General features: G+C 61.3%; 14 protein-coding genes and 2 pseudogenes. 8 read left to right on the forward strand and 8 right to left on the reverse strand.

Annotated features, from left to right (window positions below):
• Positions 1-180 (forward strand): annotated as a pseudogene (locus tag HX869_RS31435) (GNAT family N-acetyltransferase); the annotation flags it as partial.
• A gap of 197 nt (positions 181-377) precedes the next feature.
• Positions 378-2,183, forward strand: a complete 1,806-nt coding sequence (locus HX869_RS29195) for an ABC transporter ATP-binding protein (protein WP_178904044.1) — start codon at positions 378-380, stop codon at positions 2,181-2,183.
• A 35-nt stretch (positions 2,184-2,218) separates the two neighbouring features.
• Here HX869_RS29195 and HX869_RS29200 read toward each other — a convergent pair whose 3' ends face one another.
• Complete coding sequence (locus HX869_RS29200; protein ID WP_003219869.1) at positions 2,219-3,307, reverse strand: sigma-54-dependent Fis family transcriptional regulator; 1,089 nt, start codon at positions 3,305-3,307, stop codon at positions 2,219-2,221.
• Positions 3,308-3,329: 22 nt separating this feature from the next.
• Entirely contained in the window at positions 3,330-4,517 is a 1,188-nt protein-coding gene (locus HX869_RS29205; RefSeq protein ID WP_003219870.1) for an acyl-CoA dehydrogenase family protein, read from the reverse strand.
• A gap of 439 nt (positions 4,518-4,956) precedes the next feature.
• On the opposite strand from HX869_RS29205, the gene HX869_RS29210 reads away from it, so the two are divergent.
• On the forward strand, positions 4,957-7,062 hold the full coding sequence (locus HX869_RS29210; RefSeq protein WP_087694964.1) for a TonB-dependent receptor domain-containing protein: 2,106 nt from the start codon (positions 4,957-4,959) through the stop codon (positions 7,060-7,062).
• A 159-nt stretch (positions 7,063-7,221) separates the two neighbouring features.
• On the opposite strand, the gene HX869_RS29215 is transcribed toward HX869_RS29210, so the two are convergent.
• The 5 genes from HX869_RS29215 to HX869_RS29235 all read right to left on the reverse strand — a co-directional run bounded on the left by HX869_RS29215 (position 7,222) and on the right by HX869_RS29235 (position 11,997).
• Complete coding sequence (locus HX869_RS29215; RefSeq protein ID WP_003219875.1) at positions 7,222-7,686, reverse strand: hypothetical protein; 465 nt, start codon at positions 7,684-7,686, stop codon at positions 7,222-7,224.
• A 105-nt stretch (positions 7,687-7,791) separates the two neighbouring features.
• A complete protein-coding gene (locus HX869_RS29220) occupies positions 7,792-9,333 on the reverse strand; it encodes a cryptochrome/photolyase family protein (protein WP_177117618.1) in 1,542 nt (513 codons plus the stop codon).
• Complete coding sequence (locus HX869_RS29225) at positions 9,330-9,635, reverse strand: DUF6482 family protein (protein ID WP_102606191.1); 306 nt, start codon at positions 9,633-9,635, stop codon at positions 9,330-9,332. Before HX869_RS29225 ends, HX869_RS29220 begins: the two co-directional genes overlap by 4 nt.
• A 17-nt stretch (positions 9,636-9,652) precedes the next feature.
• Positions 9,653-10,189 carry a DUF3833 domain-containing protein gene (locus HX869_RS29230; RefSeq protein ID WP_177009899.1) on the reverse strand — a complete coding sequence of 179 codons (537 nt, stop codon included), beginning with the start codon at positions 10,187-10,189 and terminating at the stop codon, positions 9,653-9,655.
• Between the two features lie 320 nt (positions 10,190-10,509).
• The gene (locus HX869_RS29235; protein WP_102368608.1) at positions 10,510-11,997 is read right to left on the reverse strand and encodes an aldehyde dehydrogenase family protein; all 1,488 of its coding nucleotides are present in this window, start codon (positions 11,995-11,997) and stop codon (positions 10,510-10,512) included.
• A gap of 228 nt (positions 11,998-12,225) precedes the next feature.
• On the opposite strand from HX869_RS29235, the gene HX869_RS29240 reads away from it, so the two are divergent.
• A complete protein-coding gene (locus tag HX869_RS29240; RefSeq protein WP_087694959.1) occupies positions 12,226-13,395 on the forward strand; it encodes a p-hydroxyphenylacetate 3-hydroxylase oxygenase component in 1,170 nt (389 codons plus the stop codon).
• A 59-nt stretch (positions 13,396-13,454) separates the two neighbouring features.
• Positions 13,455-13,931 (forward strand): annotated as a pseudogene (locus HX869_RS29245) (flavin reductase family protein); the annotation flags it as partial.
• A gap of 173 nt (positions 13,932-14,104) precedes the next feature.
• On the opposite strand, the gene HX869_RS29250 reads toward HX869_RS29245, so the two are convergent.
• The gene (locus tag HX869_RS29250; RefSeq protein ID WP_177029488.1) at positions 14,105-15,433 is read right to left on the reverse strand and encodes a hypothetical protein; all 1,329 of its coding nucleotides are present in this window, start codon (positions 15,431-15,433) and stop codon (positions 14,105-14,107) included.
• Positions 15,434-15,649: 216 nt separating this feature from the next.
• Between HX869_RS29250 and HX869_RS29255 the strand changes: the two genes are divergently transcribed.
• From HX869_RS29255 to feaR, 3 genes are all read left to right on the forward strand, one after another.
• On the forward strand, positions 15,650-17,149 hold the full coding sequence (locus HX869_RS29255) for an APC family permease (protein WP_003219898.1): 1,500 nt from the start codon (positions 15,650-15,652) through the stop codon (positions 17,147-17,149).
• The gene (locus tag HX869_RS29260; RefSeq protein WP_003219899.1) at positions 17,130-17,714 is read left to right on the forward strand and encodes a DUF3156 family protein; all 585 of its coding nucleotides are present in this window, start codon (positions 17,130-17,132) and stop codon (positions 17,712-17,714) included. The genes HX869_RS29255 and HX869_RS29260 overlap by 20 nt, the downstream gene beginning before the upstream one ends.
• 117 nt (positions 17,715-17,831) lie before the next feature.
• The coding region (gene feaR, locus HX869_RS29265) for a transcriptional regulator FeaR (RefSeq protein ID WP_003219901.1) at positions 17,832-18,784 on the forward strand (953 nt) is incomplete at its 3' end.

Below are 18,784 nucleotides of genomic sequence, written 5' to 3' on the forward strand. Positions count from 1 at the left end.
GGGCTGGAGCATCTCGCGAGCCTGGGGCTGGAGACGGCGACGTTGTGGGTGCTGGCTGAAAACCGGCGGGCAGTGCGCTTTTACCAAAATGCAGGATGGATAGCGCAGCCCGAATCAAGCCGCACCCTTGCTCGGGGCGGTCGTGAGTTGGAGGAACTTCGCTACCAATCCCAAAAGTGACGCTGAACCTGTGGCGAGGGAGCTNNAGCTCCCTCGCCACAGGGGAATGCCGCTCTGGACGCTCTGCGTCCGCTCTTAAAATCGTGACGCAGAGCGTCACCGGATGCATTCCCACGCAGAGCGTGGGAACGATCACACTCACCATTTTTGCCTGAAAGCTGCGCGGCCACAGGCGTCATTCAGGAATGTCATTGGCCATGAGTTCGTCTTTTTCATTGTTTCGCACCTGGAATGTCCAGCACTTGCCATCGACGCCGGCGGCGTTTGTGCGGCATTTCATCGGGCATTTCAAAGGGTGGTACCTGGCGATCCTGCTGTTGCAGATTGCTGCCGTGGTGTGTTCGATCCTGATTCCCTGGGGCCTTGGGCAAATCACCCGCACCGTCAGCAATGGGCTGGAGGCGGAGCGTGCGTTCGAGGTGCTGCGCTGGCCGTTGACGCTGTTCGCCATACTGCTTGTGTGCGAGGTGTTATTTACCCGCGCGGCGGCGGGCTGCCATATCCACGTGTTGCCGTTGCAGCGGCGTACGGTGACCCATGTGGTGTTCGCCTACCTGCAACAGCATTCCCATCGCTTTATCAGCAACGAATTCGCCGGCGCCCTGGCGCACCGGGTGTCTGAGGTGACCCTTGGGGTGAACCAGACCCTGAGCATCCTGCTGTTCGACCTGATCCCGCTGCTGGTGACGCTGAGCCTGGCCACGGCCTTGCTATGGACCGCTTCGCCGCTGCTGGCGCTGTTCATGGCCGGCTGGTCGGTGGTGTTCATCGCCATCTGTTACCTGCTCGCACGGCGCAGTCATCCGCTGGCCCAGCAGTATTCGGCAGCGCGCAGCACCAGTACCGGCAAAGTGGTGGACGCCGTGTCCAACCTGGCCAATATCCGCCTGTTTGCGCGGCATGCCTTCGAGCACAGTTACCTGGGCACCTTCCTCGACAAGGAGGTGACGGCGGCTTATCGCTCCCTCGGCTATATGGAGCGCATCCGCTGGTTCCAGACCAGCTGTGGCGTGGTGCTCAAGCTGGGCCTGTTGCTGCTCGCCCTGTACTTGTGGCGCAGTCACCGCATCGATATTGCGGCGTTTGTGATGTCCACCAGCTTGTCGCTGTTGATCATCAGTGACGTGGGCAACCTGTCGCGACGCTTTCTCGAATTTTTCGAAGCCACCGGCAACATTGCCAACGGCGTGCGCACCTTGATCCGCCCCCATGAAGTCATCGACCAACCCGGCGCCAAGGCGCTGATGGTCAAGCGCGGCGATATCGAGTTTCGCGACGTGGGCTTCAGCTACAGCGCCGGACGGCCGATTTTCGAACACCTGAATATCGTCATCCCCGCCGGCCAGAAAGTCGGCCTGGTGGGTGCTTCGGGCTCCGGCAAGTCGACCCTGCTGAGCTTGCTCCTGCGTCTCTACGACGTGCAGCAAGGCCAGGTGCTGGTGGACGGCAAGGACGTGCGCGAGGTGACCCAGCATTCGCTGCACCAGCAGATCGGCCTGATTCCCCAGGAGCCCGGCCTGTTCCACCGCAGCATTCGCGAAAACATCCATTACGGCCGCCTGGATGCCTCGATGGACGAGGTCGCCCAGGCGATCCACCGCGCCGGCGCCAGTGAATTTATCGACAGCATGGAACACGGCTACGAATCGCTGGTGGGCGAGCGTGGGGTCAAATTGTCCGGCGGCCAGCGCCAGCGCATTGCGATTGCCCGGGTGTTGCTGAAAAACGCGCCGATCCTGGTGATGGACGAAGCGACTTCCAGCCTGGACTCGATCACCGAGCGCTTTATCCAGGACAAGCTCGACGAAATCATGGAAGACAAGACCGTGCTGGTGGTCGCGCATCGGCTGTCCACCGTGGCCCACCTGGACCGGATCCTGGTGTTCGACAATGGCCGGGTGATCGAGGACGGCAGCCACGAACAGTTGCTGCGCCAGGGCGGGCAATATGCGCGGTTGTGGAGTCGCCAGTTCAGCGATGCGCTGGATGAAGCGGTGGTGTGACCAGGCGGCGTACCGGGTACGCCGCGCAGTCAGGTTCAGATCGAGAGGTGCAGCACCCGGTCATCCTTGGCACCGGCCAGCGGGCGGCGCTTGTTGACCTTCAGCTCACCGAGGTTGATCAGCAAGGTGCGGGTCACGTTGCGGCTCAGCCCCAGCAACTCGGCGGTGTGCACCTGGTTGTGCTGGCACAGCCGGTAGGCGGCGGTGAGCAGGCTGCGTTCCACCTGTTCGTGGAGGTTTTCTATCTGCTCCTCGAACAGCCGCTGGAAGGCCTGGTCGAGCAGGTCATGGGCGGTGGTGCTGTCTTCCTGGCGTTCGATACGCAGGTTGGACATGCGCAGGTCATCGGCCTGGATCACACCGTCGCGGCAGATCAGCAGGGTGTGGTGGATGACGTTTTCCAGCTCGCGGATATTCCCCGGCCAACTGTAGGTGGCCAGGCGTTGCTCGGCTTCCTTGCTCAAGATGATCTCGCCATAGCCGAGGCGGCGAGTGTAGGTGTCGATGAAGTACTGCACCAGCGGCAGGATATCGCCGGGGCGATCCCGCAGCGGGCTGAGTTCCAGGTTGACCACGTTCAGGCGGTAGAACAGGTCCTCGCGGAAATGCCCGGCGTTGATGGCTTTTTCCAGCTGCACGTTGGTCGCCGCCAGCACCCGCACATTGATCGGAATGCTTTTGCGCGAACCCAGGCGCACTACTTCACGCTCCTGCAATACCCGCAGCAGCTTGACCTGGATCGACATGGGCAGGTCGCCGATTTCATCGAGGAACAGCGTGCCGCCGTTGGCTTCTTCAAACCAGCCGGCCTTGGCACCGAGGGCACCGGTGAACGCGCCTTTCTCGTGGCCGAACAGCTCGGCTTCCACCAGTGATTCGGAGAACGCACCGCAATTCACCGCCACGAATGGCTGCTCCTTGCGGCCACTGAGGTTGTGGATATGCCGTGCGACCAACTCTTTGCCGGTGCCGGTTTCACCGATGATCAGCACGCTGGCTTCGCTCGGCGCGACTTGTTGCACATGCTTGAGCAAGGCCTTGGACCTGGGGTCTTCAAACACCTGCGCGGTGGCGCGGATGGAGGTGGCAAGGGCGGGCGAGGGCGGTAGGGTCAGCAGTTGCATGGTTATCCCTTTGAATAAAAGATCAGGAATAAAACGTCGGGATGGGCGCGGTACCGTTCAGTGCCCACTCGCCCAGTTCATGAAGTTTGTAGTCCAGCGGGTCATGCAGGCTCTGGGTGCGCAAGTTGCGCCAGTGCCTGTCGAGGGCCACCGAGGCGTTGGTCGCCCGTGCGCCGGTGACCTCGAAGACCTTGCTACACAACTCCAGGCCATTGCGGCTGGCGGCGACTTTGGCGGTGGCGATGGCAATCGCCGTTTCGCCGCGTTCCTCGCTGGTCAGGGCCGAGCCCTTGGCCCATGCCGCGTCCAGCACCTGGCCTGCGCGCTCCACCAGCAGGCGGGTGCTTTGCAGCGCCACCCAGAAATCGCCGTAGTGGCTGAGGATGTAAGGGTCCTGGGTGCTGTGGCTGGCGCTGGAGCGGAACCACGGGCGGGCTTCTTCCAGGGTGTATTGGCGTGCCTCTTCGAACGCGCCTTCGGCGATGCCGAGGAAGATATTCGCGAAGTGCAGTTGCGCAATCAGCGGGCGCAGGCAGGCGAACGGAGTACTCAGGGGGCCCGGGTCCAGCAACAGGTCGGACTCTTCCACGCGCACGCGCTTGAAGGTCACGCTGCCGCTGTCGGTCTGGCGCTGGCCCATGTTGTTCCAGTCGTTGTGCAGGATGATCCCGCTGCGGGCGCTGGGAATCGCCGCGATCAGCAACTTGCCGCCGGCGCTTTCATCGATGGCCGAGGCGATCAGCATTTCCGAGTCGTTGGCCCCGGAGCAGAAGTTCTTCTGTCCCGAGAATTCCCGCCAGCCCGTGTGGCGCTTGACCACCGTGCGGGTGTCCAGGGGGTTCAGGGTGTTGCCCCAGAACCAGTTGTTGCTGGCCGTCAGGCTGAACCAGGTTTGCCATTGTGCGGGCGTGGCGAATAACCGGACGGTGGCGAGCATCAGGTGATGAAAGCCGAATACGTGGGCGATGGAGCTGTCGACCCGGGCGAATTCGCGCACCACCTCGAAGGTTTCCGACCAGTTGGCGTCCAGCCCGCCGAATTGCCCGGGGATGCTCAGGGACAACAGGCCGCTGCTGCGCAGTTTGTCGCGTTCGGCCTTGGGCGTACCGCCGCTGGCGTCGCGGTCGACGGCGGTGCGCGCGAACTCGGTCGCCAGGTCACGGGCAATCTCCAGTGGCGTCCTGCGGGTGCAGAGTAAGTTGACCGTCACGCGTGAATACCTCGTTGCTTAAGTCGAGAATGCTCGAGCTGATTTGTTTCAACAGGCAATGGATAGAGCAAGACCCATACCAAGTAACAATAAGCCGATAACTTGCGACTTCTTACGGGGATGCAGGCGCGGACAGTGTCGAATACGCAACTTTTGTTGGAGGGCTGTTGGGATTTGCACAGTTGCGTCCTGTGCCCGCAGGGCGGGGCTTTCGTTATGCTTTTATTGCTTGAACATATAAGTGTTTGTGGATGATTTTTGTATTGTCCGGAATCGAACATTTCACCAGCAAAGTGTTGCGCTTGTGGCGATTAATAAGGGTGGCCGGCCAGTGTTTATTGAGGCTTGGACGTGGCATGAACCCTGCAAAGTTGAAAATAGAGCGCGACTATACGAATAGATGCTCCAACTAATTCGAGACCCCAGGAGTATTTAATTCATGCGGCAACTGTTTGAACCTCGCGCTCGTCGTTTTGAGTCACTGGCCACCGCGTCCAGCCTTGGCGTGCTGTTGATGTTGATACACGGCGCGGCCTTTGCCGCCCAGGCGGACCCGACCCTGGCCACGGTGGTGGTCACCGGTGCCGAAGCCACCGAAGCGCAAAAGGCCGAGAAGCAACTGTCCAAGGTGCCCGGCAAAACCGCAGTGATCGACAACCGCAAGATCGAACAGGGCCGCGCGGCGAACGCCGAGGACGTGCTGGCGTTGCAGCCGGGCGTATTCGCCCAGGCCACCAGCGGCTCGGGTGCGAACAAGATTTCGATCCGCGGTTCGGGCCTCAACACCTTCTATCAAGGCTATGTGCTGGGGATCAAATTCCTCTATGACGGCCTGCCGTTGACCGGCCCGGGCGGCACCCAGGAAGACATGCTGGACATGGCTTCCGTGGACCACACCGAGGTGCTCTACGGCGCCAACGCCTTCCGTTATTCGGCCTTGTCCCTGGGCGGCGCGATCAACTTCGTGAGCAAGACCGGCCGCACCGATCCAGGCAACTACGCGCGTTTCGAAGCCGGCAGCTTCGGCTATCGCAAGGAGCAATTGAGCACGGGTGGTGTGGACGGAGACAATGACTATTACGTCAGCATCCAGCACAACGAGCGTGACGGTTACCAGGACAACACACCGAACAAGGGGCAGGGGATCGTTGCCAACTTCGGCCACGTGTTCAGCCCGCAACTGGAGACGCGCTTCTACATTCGCTACAAGGAAGAAACCCTCAGCCAGGGCAATACCCTGACCAAATACCAGCTCAAGCACGACCCCACGAGCAACCTCGTGCCCATCGGGCGCAAGAAGGACGGCTCGACCCTGCTGGGCAGCACCACCACCTACACTTTCGACGACAATGCCAAGCTCGAAGTCGGCCTGGGCTACAACGATTACCCGCTGGACAACGGCTGGCGCTATTCGCCAACACCACAGGAATGGCGCTCCCAGGACGTCAACCTGACCTTGCGCTACCTGCGCACCGCCGACACCTTCTTCGGCCTGCGCAGCGACAGCAGCGTGACCTTCAGCAATACGCTGGCGTACCTGGCCGATGTGAAATCCCACAGCAAGGCCACCGGCATCACCCAGCAGAAAACCAACTACACCGGCTCCCGGGACACGGTGTTTTCCCTCGGCAACGAACTGCAACTGAATGACCGCACGTGGCTGTCCACCGGGTTGTCATTGATTGATATCAAGCGCAAGGCGCAGATCGAATACAGCACCGCCACCAACACCAGCGCTTTCCCCAGTGGCGTTGAATACGACGAGACCGACGTCGCCCCGCGCATTGGCCTGCGCTATCAGTTGACTCCGGAATTCGAAGTGTTCGGCAACGTCAGCCGCTCGGTGGATCCACCGGTTACCTGGCAGCTGGGCAGCACCGGCACGCCGTACATCCGTGATGTGCGGCCGCAAAAAGCCAACACCGTGGAGTTCGGTATTCGCGGCGGCCACGGTATTTTTGACGGCAGCCTGACGGTCTACCGCTCGTGGGTGCAGAAAGAACTGCTGTCGGTAGTGGTACGCCAGGCGACGGCCACCCAGGACCAACTGGTGGCCACCTCCAACGGCAGCGCGACCATTCACCAGGGCATCGAAGCCGGCTTGAATGCGCAACTGTGGGACGGCGGCAATGGCGACACCGTGACCCTACGCCAGGCTTACACCTTCAACGACTTCCACTACCGCAACGATGCGGTGTTCGGCGACAACCAGCTGCCGGGCCTGCCGCGCCAGGTCTACCAGGCCGAGCTGGAATATCGCCAAGGCAGTGGTTTCTATGCGCAGCTCAACGCCCGGGCGGCGTCCAGTTATTACGTCGACTTTGCCAACTCCCTGAGTGCGCCGTCCTATACGTTGTGGGGGGCCAAGGTGGGCTACGAGGCCCCGAGCAAGAAGTGGGAAGTGTTTGTCGATGCACGCAACCTGACCAACAAGCGCTATGCCACGGCCACCAACACCGCGTACGACGCCAAGGGCCAGGACTCGGCCAACTTCTATGTGGGGGATGCGTTCAACGTGACCACGGGGGTTTCGTTTCACTTTTGATCGCAGCACAACGACCTGACAAGCAAAGCAAATCCAGTGTGGGAGCTGTCGAGCTTTAGCGAGGCTGCGATGGCATCACCTCGGTGTACCTGAAGCACCGAGGTGCCTGCATCGCAGGCAAGCCAGCTCCCACACTGGATTTTTGTAGCAGCTGGAAATTTAGTTCTGCGGCCGCTGTTTGGTCGAGTCCAGCTCGGCCTTTTTGCCGGTGCTGATCTCGGTGATCTGCGCCGACTTGGCGATCGCGAAATCAAAGGTGTCCTGCATCTTGGCGATGGCATCGGTCGCCGTGCCGTTGAGCCCACCGTTGGCTGCCCAGTCGAAGTTCCACACCCCGGAAAAGTTATCGGCACCGGCCACATCATGGGTTTCGATCGCGGTGAACACGTCGGGATGGCGCTCCATGTACTGGGCCGCAGCGCTCACATCGGCCGGCACCTTGCCCGAGGCGTTGCTGGCCAGTTGTGAAAGCTCTTGCTTGGTGATGGCCGACTTGCCCGTTTGGCGCATGTAATCGGCGATGACCTTGCTCGACTTGGAAATATTCAACTTGTCGTCGAATACCGACGTCGAGGCTTTTTGAGTGGTCGGTCCGCCACCGGCGGGTGTTACGGTAGTAGACATCGGCGCTGCTCCCTCAATGAATTGGATGACATCGAAGCCGACGTTAGCATGGGCAATTGGCCATTTATCACCGGCTTCACAACAATTCGCAGCGGCCGGAAAATTTCACAGCGTTTCACCTGCATCCAACTTGGCCAGCAGACTCTGGCCCCGTTGCCACAGCGCGTCCTGTTTGGATTCAGGCATGCGGTCGAGATTTTTATAGAGCATGGCCATGCGCTGATTGCCCCGCAGCAGGTCGCCGTGGCGCATCAGGAAGTGCCAATAAAGCGCATTGAACGGGCAGGCATTGTCAGCGGTACTTTCCGTGACTTTGTACGCACAGCCTCGGCAGTAGTCCGACATGCGCTTTATATATTGGCCGCTCGCGCAATAAGGCTTGGAACCCAGGTAACCGCCATCGGCATGCATCACCATGCCCAGGGTGTTGGGCAGCTCGACCCAGTCGAACGCGTCCATGTAGATCGCCAGGTACCACTCGCATATCTGGCTGGGCACGATGCCGGCCAGCAGGGCGAAATTGCCGGTGACCATCAGCCGCTGGATGTGATGGGCATAGGCATGTTTCAGGCTTTGGCCGATCGCCTGGCGCATGCAGTTCATTTGCGTCTCGCCCGTCCAGTAGAACTCCGGCAGCGGGCGGCTGTTGCCGAATGCATTGCCAGCGGCATAGTCGGGCATCTTCAGCCAGTACACGCCGCGTACGTACTCCCGCCAGCCAATCAGTTGGCGGATAAACCCTTCGCCAGCGTTCAGCCCGATGCTGCCCGACCAATAGGCCGCCTCCACATCGCTGCACAGCTGGCGCAGGTCCAGCAGGCCGATGTTCAGCGCTGCGCTGATACGGGCGTGAAACAGGAACGGCTCGTCGCTGGCCATGGCGTCCTGGTAGTCGCCGAAACCCGCCAGGCCATAGTCCAGAAAGTAGTTCCAGAGGGCCTGCGCGTCGGCGTGGGTCACGGGGTAATCGAAGGTGTCGAGGGAACCGTAGTGGCTGCTGAAGTGTTTACCTACCAGCGCCAGCACGTCCTGGGTGATCGAGTCCGAACTGAAGCGCGCCGGGTAGGGCGCCTTGGTGCCCTTGGGCAAGGCCTTGCGGTTGTCCGCATCAAAGTTCCAGGCACCGCCCACTGGCGTACCGTCACCGTTGAGCAAGAGCCCGCTCTTGCGGCGCATCTCCCGGTAGAAGTACTCCATGCGCAGCTGTTTTTTACCGCTGGCCCAAGCGGCGAACGCGTCACGGCCGCACAGGAATCGGTGGTCGGCATGCCACTGGATCGGCAAACCGCAGTCCTTCAGGGATTGCTCCAGACGCCAGTCACCGCATTCGGTCAGGTGTATTTCCCGGGGTTGCATCAGCGATTGCCAGCGCCTTAACTCGCCGGGCACCGAGCCGGTGTTTTGCGGATCGTCCAGGGGCACGTACTGCACCCGCAAGCCACGCTGCTGCAACGCCTGGGCAAAATGGCGCATGGCGCTGAAGACCAGGACGATTTTTTGCGGATGGTGGGGCACATGGCTGGCTTCCTCCATGACCTCGACCATCAAGACCGCATCGCGCTGGCTGTCCAGCCCATCCAATGAGGCCAGGTCAAACGACAACTGATCGCCCAGCACCAGGCACAGGTTTCGAACTGCCTTGGTCACCACGGCGCTTCCAGGGAAAATGGCGTTCGCAGTGGCTCGATAGCGCCTTCTCGCCGGCCGCACATTTCGTCATGCACGCACTGATGCACCAGGGTGCAGGGAAACGCAGGGACTGCCTGCAACACGTCACGCAGGTGATTGACCGAGCGAAAGTGCAGGGGCTTCGCCGACTCGTCCAGCAGCGTGAACTGGCCGTGGTCCAGCGTTACGCGCGCCAGATAGAAACCACCTTCCAGCGACAGCAGTTCCATTTCGCGTACAGCGCCTTGGGTGGCCAGTTTGGTCAGGGCTTGCAGGTTCATGGTTCACTCCTTACCGGTCAGGGTTGTGAAGACTGGCGACGGAAGAACAACGTCACCTGGCCGACTTCCACACCCAACTTGGACATGCTGGAGCGGTTGATCAACGTGTCTTCGTCCATCAGGTACATCCAATCGTCGAGGCTCACTTCGTAGACGGATCCATCAACCGGCAGGTTCAGGACGTAGCGCCAGCGCAGTGCGTTGCCCGCCACTTCGCCCCTGGCCTCGCCCACCACATCACCGGCCCGTCCGCGCCAGTGGGTGGGGCCGTCCGGGGTGAGGGTCCAGACACGTTGCTGGCGAGTACCATCGCTGTATAGAAAGCGCTCATCGAGAATCAGGTTTTCACCCTCGCGGCGGCTGGCGATATTCACCTCGAAACGCTTGGCCACTTCACCCGAGCGTTTCTCGAAGATGCCCCAGGCCTTGACGGGCTTGCTGAAGAAGCTCACCAGGTCCAGTTGCGGTTGCTGGTCGGCATAGTGTTTTACATCCACGCTGCCACAACTGCTCAGGCCCAACACCAGGGCCAGCGAAACCAATAGACGGGTCATTGCGGTTCTCCCCGAGAGGGCTTGATACTGCTGATACTTGTACAAAATAATAAATTTGTACAGGTATTTAGCGCATCACCAGGATGTTACCGGCTACCGGCCTGCCCATTTATGACGGGTATTTGCAGCCTCAGGGGACCAGGTGCAGATGATCGTTCCCACGCTCTGCGTGGGAATGCCGCCTCGGACGCTCCGCGTCCCGCTGGCACCGCCGCATTGACGCCTCGCGCCATGGTGACGCGGAGCGTCACGGTATGCATTCCCACGCAGAGCGTGGGAACGATCAACACACTCAAGCCGGCCGGCGCTCCGCATGCCGGTCAGTAGCGAATCATCACCGACTTGAGCTCGGTGTAATCCTCGATGAACGCCCCGCCAAACTCCCGTCCCACCCCCGAAGACTTGTTGCCGCCAAACGGCACCGCCGGGTCGAGCATCGTGTGCATGTTCACCCAGACCGTCCCCGCGTTGATCGCCGGCACCATGCGCAGGGCCTTGCTCAGATCATTGGTCCAGAGACTGGCGCTCAGGCCGTAAGGCGTGTTGTTCATCAGTTCCAGCAGCTCATCCTCGGTGTCGTAGGGGAAAAACGTGGCGATCGGGCCGAAGGTCTCTTCGTTGAGCAGGGTGTCGTGGATCGTGTTGGCGAGAATTACTGTCGGCTCCACATAGCACCCCGGCCCGTCGATCAGCTTGCCGCCGTGGACAATCGTATTGTTCTCGGCCCGGGCCTTGGCGAAAAACCATTCGAGTTTCTGTTGGTGCTGGCGGTTGGTCACCGGGCCGAATTCGGTGCGCTCGTCCAGCGGCGAGCCGATGTTCAACCGGCCCAGGCGTTGCGCCAGTTTGTCCATGATCGGCTCGATCTGCGAGCGGTGGGCGAAGAAGCGTTCGGCGGCCGCGCAGATTTGCCCGGAGTGCAGGAAGCCGGCTTCGATGATGCCGTTGACCGCTTTGTCGAGGTCCACATCCCGCAGGAATCCGGCGGAGTTTTTGCCGCCCAGTTCCAGGGTCGCCCGGGTCAACCCGGCGCCCATGGCACTGCGGCCCACGGCGATGCCGGTGGGCACCGAGCCGGTAAACGAGACCTTGTCGGTGCCCGGGTGCTCCACCAGGCCTTTGCCCACGTGGCCGCCACCGGTCAACACGTTCAGCACGCCCGCCGGCAGGCCGGCGTCGATGGCCAGTTCGGCGATGCGCAGGATGGTCAGCGGGGTGAACTCGCTGGGCTTGATGATGATGCTGCAGCCGGTCACCAGTGCCGAGGCGAGTTTCCAGATGGCGATCATGGTCGAGAAATTCCACGGCACGATGCCCACTACCACGCCCACCGGTTCGCGCAGGGTGAACGCGGTGTAGCGTTCGCCGGCGAAGGAGGGCAGTGACGGGGTAAGGGTCTGGCCGCTGATCTTGGTGGCCCAGCCGGCGTAGTAACGCAGGAAGTGCGCCGCCTGATCGACCTCGAAGGCCCGGGAAATCTGGATGATCTTGCCCGACTGGCAGGTTTCGATCTGCGCCAGTGCTTCGCGGTGTTGCTCCAGCAGGTCGGCGAGTTTCAGCAGCACATTGCCGCGAATGGCAGGGGCGACCTGGGCCCATTGCCGGAAGCCACGCCGGGACGATTCCACCGCTGTGTCGATATCGGCCAGGTCCGCATCGGCAACCTGGGCGATCACCTCGCCGGTGGCCGGGTTGATCACTTCCAGAGCCTGGCCGGAATGGCTTTGGACGTACCCGCCGTCGATAAACAAGGCATGGCTTCGACGGAGGAAGGCCTGGACTTCAGGCAGCAGCGCAATATCGCTCATGGGATTTTCCTGCTCGCAAAAGCCCGAGGGTAACCAGCGCCGCCGGGCCAGGCTTGTCTGTGCCTGCCGGGCGATATGTCTGTGGCTGCCAGGCCTGTGGAAAGTGCAATCTTGGCTGTGGAAGGTGCATTTTCCGGGGCTGTCGCCCGCTCCATACTGGCCCCACATCCAGCGCCGTTCGTTGAGTTTGAACGCCAGCCGGACATCCAATAATAAGCAGGGCCGTCCATGAAAAAGCCAAACCCGCTCCTCGAAGATCTCAAGGCGATTCTGCCGACCATCGCTGCCAACGCCTTCCAGGCCGAGCAGGACCGCAAGGTTCCCGACGAGAACATTGCGCTGCTCAAGAGCATCGGCATGCACCGTGCCTTTCAACCCAAACCCTTTGGCGGCATGGAAATCTCCCTGCCGCAGTTTGCCGACTGCATCGCGTTGCTGGCCGGCGCCTGTGCCAGCACCGCGTGGGCCATGAGCCTGTTGTGCACTCACAGCCATCAATTGGCGTTGTTTCCCGCCAAGTTGCAGCAGGAAGTCTGGGGCGATAACCCGAATGCCACCGCCAGCAGCAGCATCGCGCCGTTTGGCCGCACTGAAGAAGTTGAGGGCGGTGTGCTGTTCAGCGGTGAAATGGGCTGGAGCAGCGGTTGCGATCATGCCGAGTGGGCGATTGTCGGTTTCCGCCGTAAAAACGCCGAGGGCACCCAGGACTATTGCTTCGCGGTACTGCCGCGCAGCGACTATCAGATTCGCGATGACTGGTTCGCCGCCGGCATGAAAGGCAGCGGCACCAAGACCCTGATCATCGACAACGTGCGGGTGCCAGAACACCGCATCCAGAAAGCCAAGGACATGATGGAAGGCAAGTCCGCCGGCTTCGGTCTGTACCCCGACAGCAAGATTTTCTACTCGCCGTACCGGCCGTATTTCGCCAGCGGTTTCTCCACCGTGAGCCTGGGTGTGGCCGAGCGCATGCTCGAAGTATTCCGCGAAAAAACCAGGACCCGCGTACGTGCCTACACCGGCGCGGCAGTGGGGGCGGCGACTCCGGCGTTGATGCGCCTGGCCGAGTCGACACACCAGGTGGCCGCCGCCCGGGCGTTCCTGGAAAAGACCTGGCAGGAACACGCCGAACACAGCGAACAGCACCGTTACCCGAGCCGCGAGACCCTGGCGTTCTGGCGTACCAACCAGGCGTACGCCACCAAGATGTGCATCCAGGCGGTGGACCGTTTGTTCGAGGCCGCCGGTGGCAATGCGTGGTTCGAGCACAACGAGATGCAGCGTCTGTTCCGCGATTCCCATATGACCGGCGCCCATGCGTACACCGATTACGACGTGTGCGCGCAGATCCTGGGGCGTGAGCTGATGGGGCTCGAGCCTGATCCGAGCATGATTTGACGCCGACCCGGCCATCACAACCATCAGGACTGCGCGTTGATGCAGTCCGGGAGTCTTGCATGTCTGATAACAGTTTCGACCCACGGGCCTTTCGCCGGGCCCTGGGCAACTTTGCCACCGGTGTCACGGTGGTCACCGCCGCTGATGCCAGCGGGCGCAAAGTGGGTGTCACCGCCAACAGCTTCAATTCGGTGTCCCTGGACCCGCCGCTGGTGCTGTGGAGCATCGACAAACGCTCCAACAGCCACGAGGTGTTCGAGCAGGCCAGCCATTTTGCGGTCAACGTGCTGGCGGCCGACCAGATCCACCTGTCGAACAACTTCGCCCGGCCCAGGGACGATCGCTTTGCCGAAATCGAATTCGAGCCCGGGGAGGGCGGTTCGCCGGTTTTCGCTGATTGCTCGGCGCGGTTTCACTGCGAGAAGTACCAGCAGGTGGATGGTGGCGATCACTGGATCATGATTGGCAAGGTGGTGGCTTTCGATGATTTTGGTCGTGCGCCGTTGCTCTATCACCAGGGGGCGTATGCGCGGATCGAGGAGCGGCAACCGTAGGGCGAACACCTCTATCGAAGGCTGAAGCAGGTTCAATGTGGGAGCGGGCTTGCTCGCGAATGCGGAGTGTCAGCCAATACATCTGGCGACTGACACACCGCTTTCGCGAGCAAGCCCGCTCCCACATGTGATCTCGGTAGCTCATTGCACCTGTGTTAGAACGGCACGGCCACGGTGACTTGGCTATAGAGATTGGTGCCATTGCCACCCACCTGGTTGCCGCCGTTGCTCTCATCCTTGTTGGGCTTGTACAAACCCAGCAGTGGCGTGACGATCAGGTGTTCGTTCACCGCCCACTCCGCGTACAGGTCCAGTTCGCGCCCATCGAGGTTGAGCATGCCGCCCTTGCTCAACGTCTTGTAGTCGAAGAACAGCGCGCCCAGGGTGACGCTGTCCAGCGGCTTGACCTTCAACGCCACATGCTGCACCTCAGTATTGGTATTGAACGGCCCCGAATAATTGCCGGCCACCTCGCCCTGCACCCAGGTGCCGTAGCCACGGTTGAAGCCCGAAAACATCGCATCCCAGTTTTTCGAATAGCGGCTGTAGCGGTAGGTCAGGTCCGGCGACCACGGCAGCGCGGCGAAGGTATAACCGCCTTCGGTGTACCAGGCCTTTTCCGGGCCGGCGTCCTTGTCCTGCCAGGCGTATTCAAAGGAAAAGTGCGCGTTCTCGATCCCGGCATTACCGGCGCCCCGCAGGCTGTAGATGTTCATCCCGGCGCGCTGTTTTTGCAGGTCATTGGCATAACGGTCGTCGACGCTGATGCCGTGTATATAGGTCAACCCCAGGGTGCCGGGCGCGGCGGTGTAGTCCAGGGTGCCGGCAGCCATTTCAGTGTTGGCCTGGGCGCGGTTGTCGGACTTGATCCACATTACGCTGCCATGCACGCCGTCCTTGCCACCCAGGCGTAGCACTGCGGTTTGATCGAAGGCATGCCGGGCGGCGATGTAGTAGGCGCCGCCCCGGTTGAACTTGCCGTCATCCACGCCCTTGCCGAAGTTCGGGCCGTCATCGTTGATGATGAAACCGTCGCCGAGCATGATGACCTGGCGGCCGAACGACAGGTCCACACCATCCTTGCCCAGTGCCGGAAACAGTTCCCCCGAGCGCCAGCCGGCGAAGGCTTCGTCGAACTTGGTGGTGCGCTCGCTGCCGGTGGTCACGCCCGACGCATCGCCATCACCCCAGGTGCCCGAGCTGACCAGGTTGGCCGTGCCATACACGCTGCCCAGGGCGCCGAAGCGCTGGTCGACGCTCAAGCCATACTTGATAAAACCTTCACGCCAGGTGGAACCGCCGGTGGTGCCGTCGTAGTTCTTGCGGCTGTTGAACATCCCGTACACCGCCAGGAAGTTGCCGGTGACCTGAGTGTCGTCATCGGCATACAGCTCGAACGCCTGGGCCGATGAGTCGATGATCATCAGCGCGATGCCCAGGCTGATGGCCCTGTACAGGTGACGGGTTTGTTGTGTGTGCTGCATTGTTATAGTCCCCAACAAGGTGAATTGAGGGAGCATTAGGGCGAGCGCCACCGGGCCAAGTCTTTCCCCTGCGTGCCAGGAAATTGTCCCAGGCCGCCAGTGGCGCAGCAGTGGCAGGCAGCAACAAAACCGGCGGCAGCCAGGAGCAAGACGATCAGCCAGGGCGGGCGCAGAGTGCCAATACTTCTAAAAATCCGCTTCTTGAGGATCTGCACCATGTCGATCAACGACCGGCTCACCGAACATTTGAAACGCGGCACGGTGGGCTTTCCAACCGCGCTGGCGAGCACCATTGGCTTGATCATGGCCAGCCCGGTGATCCTCACCGCGACCATGGGGTTTGGCATCGGCGGCAGCGCCTTTGCGGTGGCGATGTTGATCGCGGTGGTGATGATGCTGGCCCAGGCGACCACCTTCGCCGAAGCCGCCTCGATCCTGCCCACCACCGGCTCGGTCTACGACTACATCAATTGCGGCATGGGCCGGTTCTTTGCGATCACCGGCACCTTGTCGGCGTACCTGATCGTGCATGTGTTTGCCGGCACCGCCGAAACCATCCTCTCCGGCGTGATGGCGCTGGTGAACTTCGAGCACCTCAACACCCTGGCGGAATCCGCCGGCGGTTCGTGGTTGCTGGGAGTGGGCTTCGTGATTGTGTTCGGGGTGCTCAATGCGTTTGGCGTCAGCGCGTTTGGCCGGGCCGAGATCATCCTCACTTTCGGCATGTGGACCACCTTGATGGTGTTTGGCGTGCTGGGCCTGATCGCAGCCCCGGCGGTGCAGCTGGACGGCTGGTTCGGTGAATCCCTGGTCGGTACCGACCTGATTACCATCCTGTCGCTGGTGGGCATGGCGATGTTCATGTTTGTCGGCTGCGAGTTCGTCACGCCGCTGGCGCCGGACCTGCGCAACTCGGCCAAGGTGATGCCCAAGGCCATGGTGCTGGGGCTGCTGGGGGTGGCCACCTGCATGTTCATCTACGGCGCCGCCATGAAGCGCCAGGTGGAGAACGTATTGATCGACGCGGCGGGCGGGGTGCACCTGCTGGATACGCCGATGGCCATCCCGAAATTCGCCGAGCAGGTGATGGGCAGCATCGGCCCGATGTGGCTGGGCATCGGCTTCCTGTTTGCCGGTGCTGCGACCATCAACACCTTGATGGCCGGTGTGCCACGGATCCTGTACGGCATGGCCGTTGACGGCGCGTTGCCCAAGGTCTTCACCTACCTGCACCCGCGCTTCAAGACACCGTTGCTGTGCATCCTGGTGGCGATGCTGATTCCGTGCCTGCACGCGCTGTACCTGGGGGGCAACACCGACAACATCATGCACCTGGTATTGGCGGCCGTGTGTGCCTGGAGCTTTGCTTATCTGCTGGTGACGCTGTCGGTGGTGATCCTGCGGATTCGCCGTCCGGATCTGCCTCGCGCCTACCGTTCGCCGTTCTTTCCGCTGCCGCAGATTCTGTCGAGCATCGGCATCCTGCTGGGCATGTGGTTTATCACCCCGCCGGGCATGAACCCCGCCGACATCTACATTCCCTTTGGCGTAATGCTCGGGTGCACGGCGGCGTACGCGCTGTTCTGGACGCTGGTTGTGCAGAAGGTCAATCCATTCAAGCCCGCCTCGGTGGAAGAGGTGTTGGCCAAGGAGTTCGCCCATGAGCCGGGCCAGCCGCACAACGGGTATATCAGCCATGCTGCAAAAACTGTCTGAGCTGTTCAGCGCCCGGCGCGCGCCTGCCGGGTATCGACCCGGCGTTACGCTGGAACACCTGCGGCGTAACCTCGGCCTGGCCGGTTATGAGGTGTGTGGACCAACGACGGCCCGGGTTTCCCTGGACAATCTCGGGCTGCAACTGGAGATCGTCGAACGTACCGAGTCGCAGCTGTTGATGCACCTGGTGATGACCGAATTCGTACTGCGCATCCCTGCCTCGCAGCAGGGCACGGCGAGCTTCGAACTGCACCACACCGGGGCCGTTCGACGCACCGGAATCCGCTGTCGACAGCGGTCGGGCGACAAGGAGGTTTCAGGCATTTTGCACACACAATTGCAGGAGGGCAGCGCCTTGCATCGCGCCTTGATGCCGCTGGACTTCAAGCGCCTGCGCATCGACCTGGTGGATCACCAGTGGTGTGTGCGGCTTGAGCATATGGGCGGCAGCGAGGTGGTCAACCGCATGCCGGCGTTCCGTCGCTACATCGCCTTGAGCAGTGTGCAACGCGCCTGGCTGCTGGACGCCTTGAACGGTTTCCAGCGCGCCTTGCAGGCCCACTGACCACAGTATTTGGCATCAATAGTGCAACCACCTTGGCAGACACGTACTTGTTGCGCGCATATAGATAACATGTTAACTATTGCCCGACAAAAACAAAAAGCCAAGGTGGAAACAACCATGAGCATGCAACAGATTGGGCAAGACGGGCTGGACCTCTGGACCCGGGATCTGCGCGCGGTTTGCGGTCACTTCGACACAGAACTGGCCTTCAACCGCTCGCTGTTCATCGGCAGCATCAGCACCTTTTCTCGCGGCGGTTTGCCCCTGGCCAGCCTGCGCACCAACGCCGGCCTGATCAAGCGCCCCAAGGCCCGCGCCGACCACGATGACGACCAACACTGCTTTCTCGTCAGCCAGCGCAGCGGCTACTGCCAGATCACCCAAAACGGCCAGAGCTTCCAGCTTGCCCCCGGCGAACTGTTATTGATGGACTCGGTGGGCTCCATCGACATCACCCCGTTCGGGCTCATCGAACACGCGTCCCTGTCCTTGTCCCGCGCAGAGGTGTGCAAACAGTTCGGCAACCAGCCCAAGACCTTCGGCAAAATCTCCTCGAGCAAAGCCTGCGGGCGCATGTTGCATGTGTTGATGGATCAACTGTGCAAAGACGCACTGAACGGCGAAGGCGCGGTCGGGGAGGGGCAGGCGTTGCAGTCGGCGTTTGTCTCGCTGCTGGGGTCGGCGTTTGAGCAGGAAGACGATGAGCGCGATGATTGTGGCGGGTTGCAGGGCAGCAATCTGCGCAGCTATGTGCAGAAGGTGATTGATGAGTCATTGACCCAGCCAGGGCTTAGCCCGGTGGGGTTGGCGAGTCGGTTGAATATCTCGGTGCGGCATTTGTACCGGTTGTTTGAGGAACAGGATGACAGCGTGTGCCGGTATATCCAGCGGGCGCGGTTGAAGCGCAGTGCGGATGATCTGACCAACCCGTTTTTGCGCAGTGAGTCGATTACGTCGATTGCGTATAAGTGGGGGTTTACGGATTCGGCGCACTTTAGTCGCTCGTTCAAGAAGCAGTTTGAAGTGTCGCCGAAGGATTTTCGGGCGGGGCGGTTGCAGCAGGTGGGGTA

The sequence above is a fragment of the Pseudomonas sp. P7779 genome (genome assembly GCF_013386315.1).
GTDB lineage: Bacteria > Pseudomonadota > Gammaproteobacteria > Pseudomonadales > Pseudomonadaceae > Aquipseudomonas.

Excerpts from the sequence above, each read along its gene's own strand:
- HX869_RS29195 (WP_178904044.1), top strand. The coding sequence starts at position 378 with ATGAGTTCGTCTTTTTCATTGTTTCGCACCTGGAATGTCCAGCACTTG.
- HX869_RS29200 (WP_003219869.1), bottom strand. The coding sequence starts at position 3,307 with ATGCAACTGCTGACCCTACCGCCCTCGCCCGCCCTTGCCACCTCCATC.
- HX869_RS29210 (WP_087694964.1), top strand. The coding sequence starts at position 4,957 with ATGCGGCAACTGTTTGAACCTCGCGCTCGTCGTTTTGAGTCACTGGCC.
- HX869_RS29215 (WP_003219875.1), bottom strand. The coding sequence starts at position 7,686 with ATGTCTACTACCGTAACACCCGCCGGTGGCGGACCGACCACTCAAAAA.
- HX869_RS29225 (WP_102606191.1), bottom strand. The coding sequence starts at position 9,635 with ATGAACCTGCAAGCCCTGACCAAACTGGCCACCCAAGGCGCTGTACGC.
- HX869_RS29230 (WP_177009899.1), bottom strand. The coding sequence starts at position 10,189 with ATGACCCGTCTATTGGTTTCGCTGGCCCTGGTGTTGGGCCTGAGCAGT.
- HX869_RS29235 (WP_102368608.1), bottom strand. The coding sequence starts at position 11,997 with ATGAGCGATATTGCGCTGCTGCCTGAAGTCCAGGCCTTCCTCCGTCGA.
- HX869_RS29240 (WP_087694959.1), top strand. The coding sequence starts at position 12,226 with ATGAAAAAGCCAAACCCGCTCCTCGAAGATCTCAAGGCGATTCTGCCG.
- HX869_RS29250 (WP_177029488.1), bottom strand. The coding sequence starts at position 15,433 with ATGCAGCACACACAACAAACCCGTCACCTGTACAGGGCCATCAGCCTG.
- HX869_RS29255 (WP_003219898.1), top strand. The coding sequence starts at position 15,650 with ATGTCGATCAACGACCGGCTCACCGAACATTTGAAACGCGGCACGGTG.
- HX869_RS29260 (WP_003219899.1), top strand. The coding sequence starts at position 17,130 with ATGCTGCAAAAACTGTCTGAGCTGTTCAGCGCCCGGCGCGCGCCTGCC.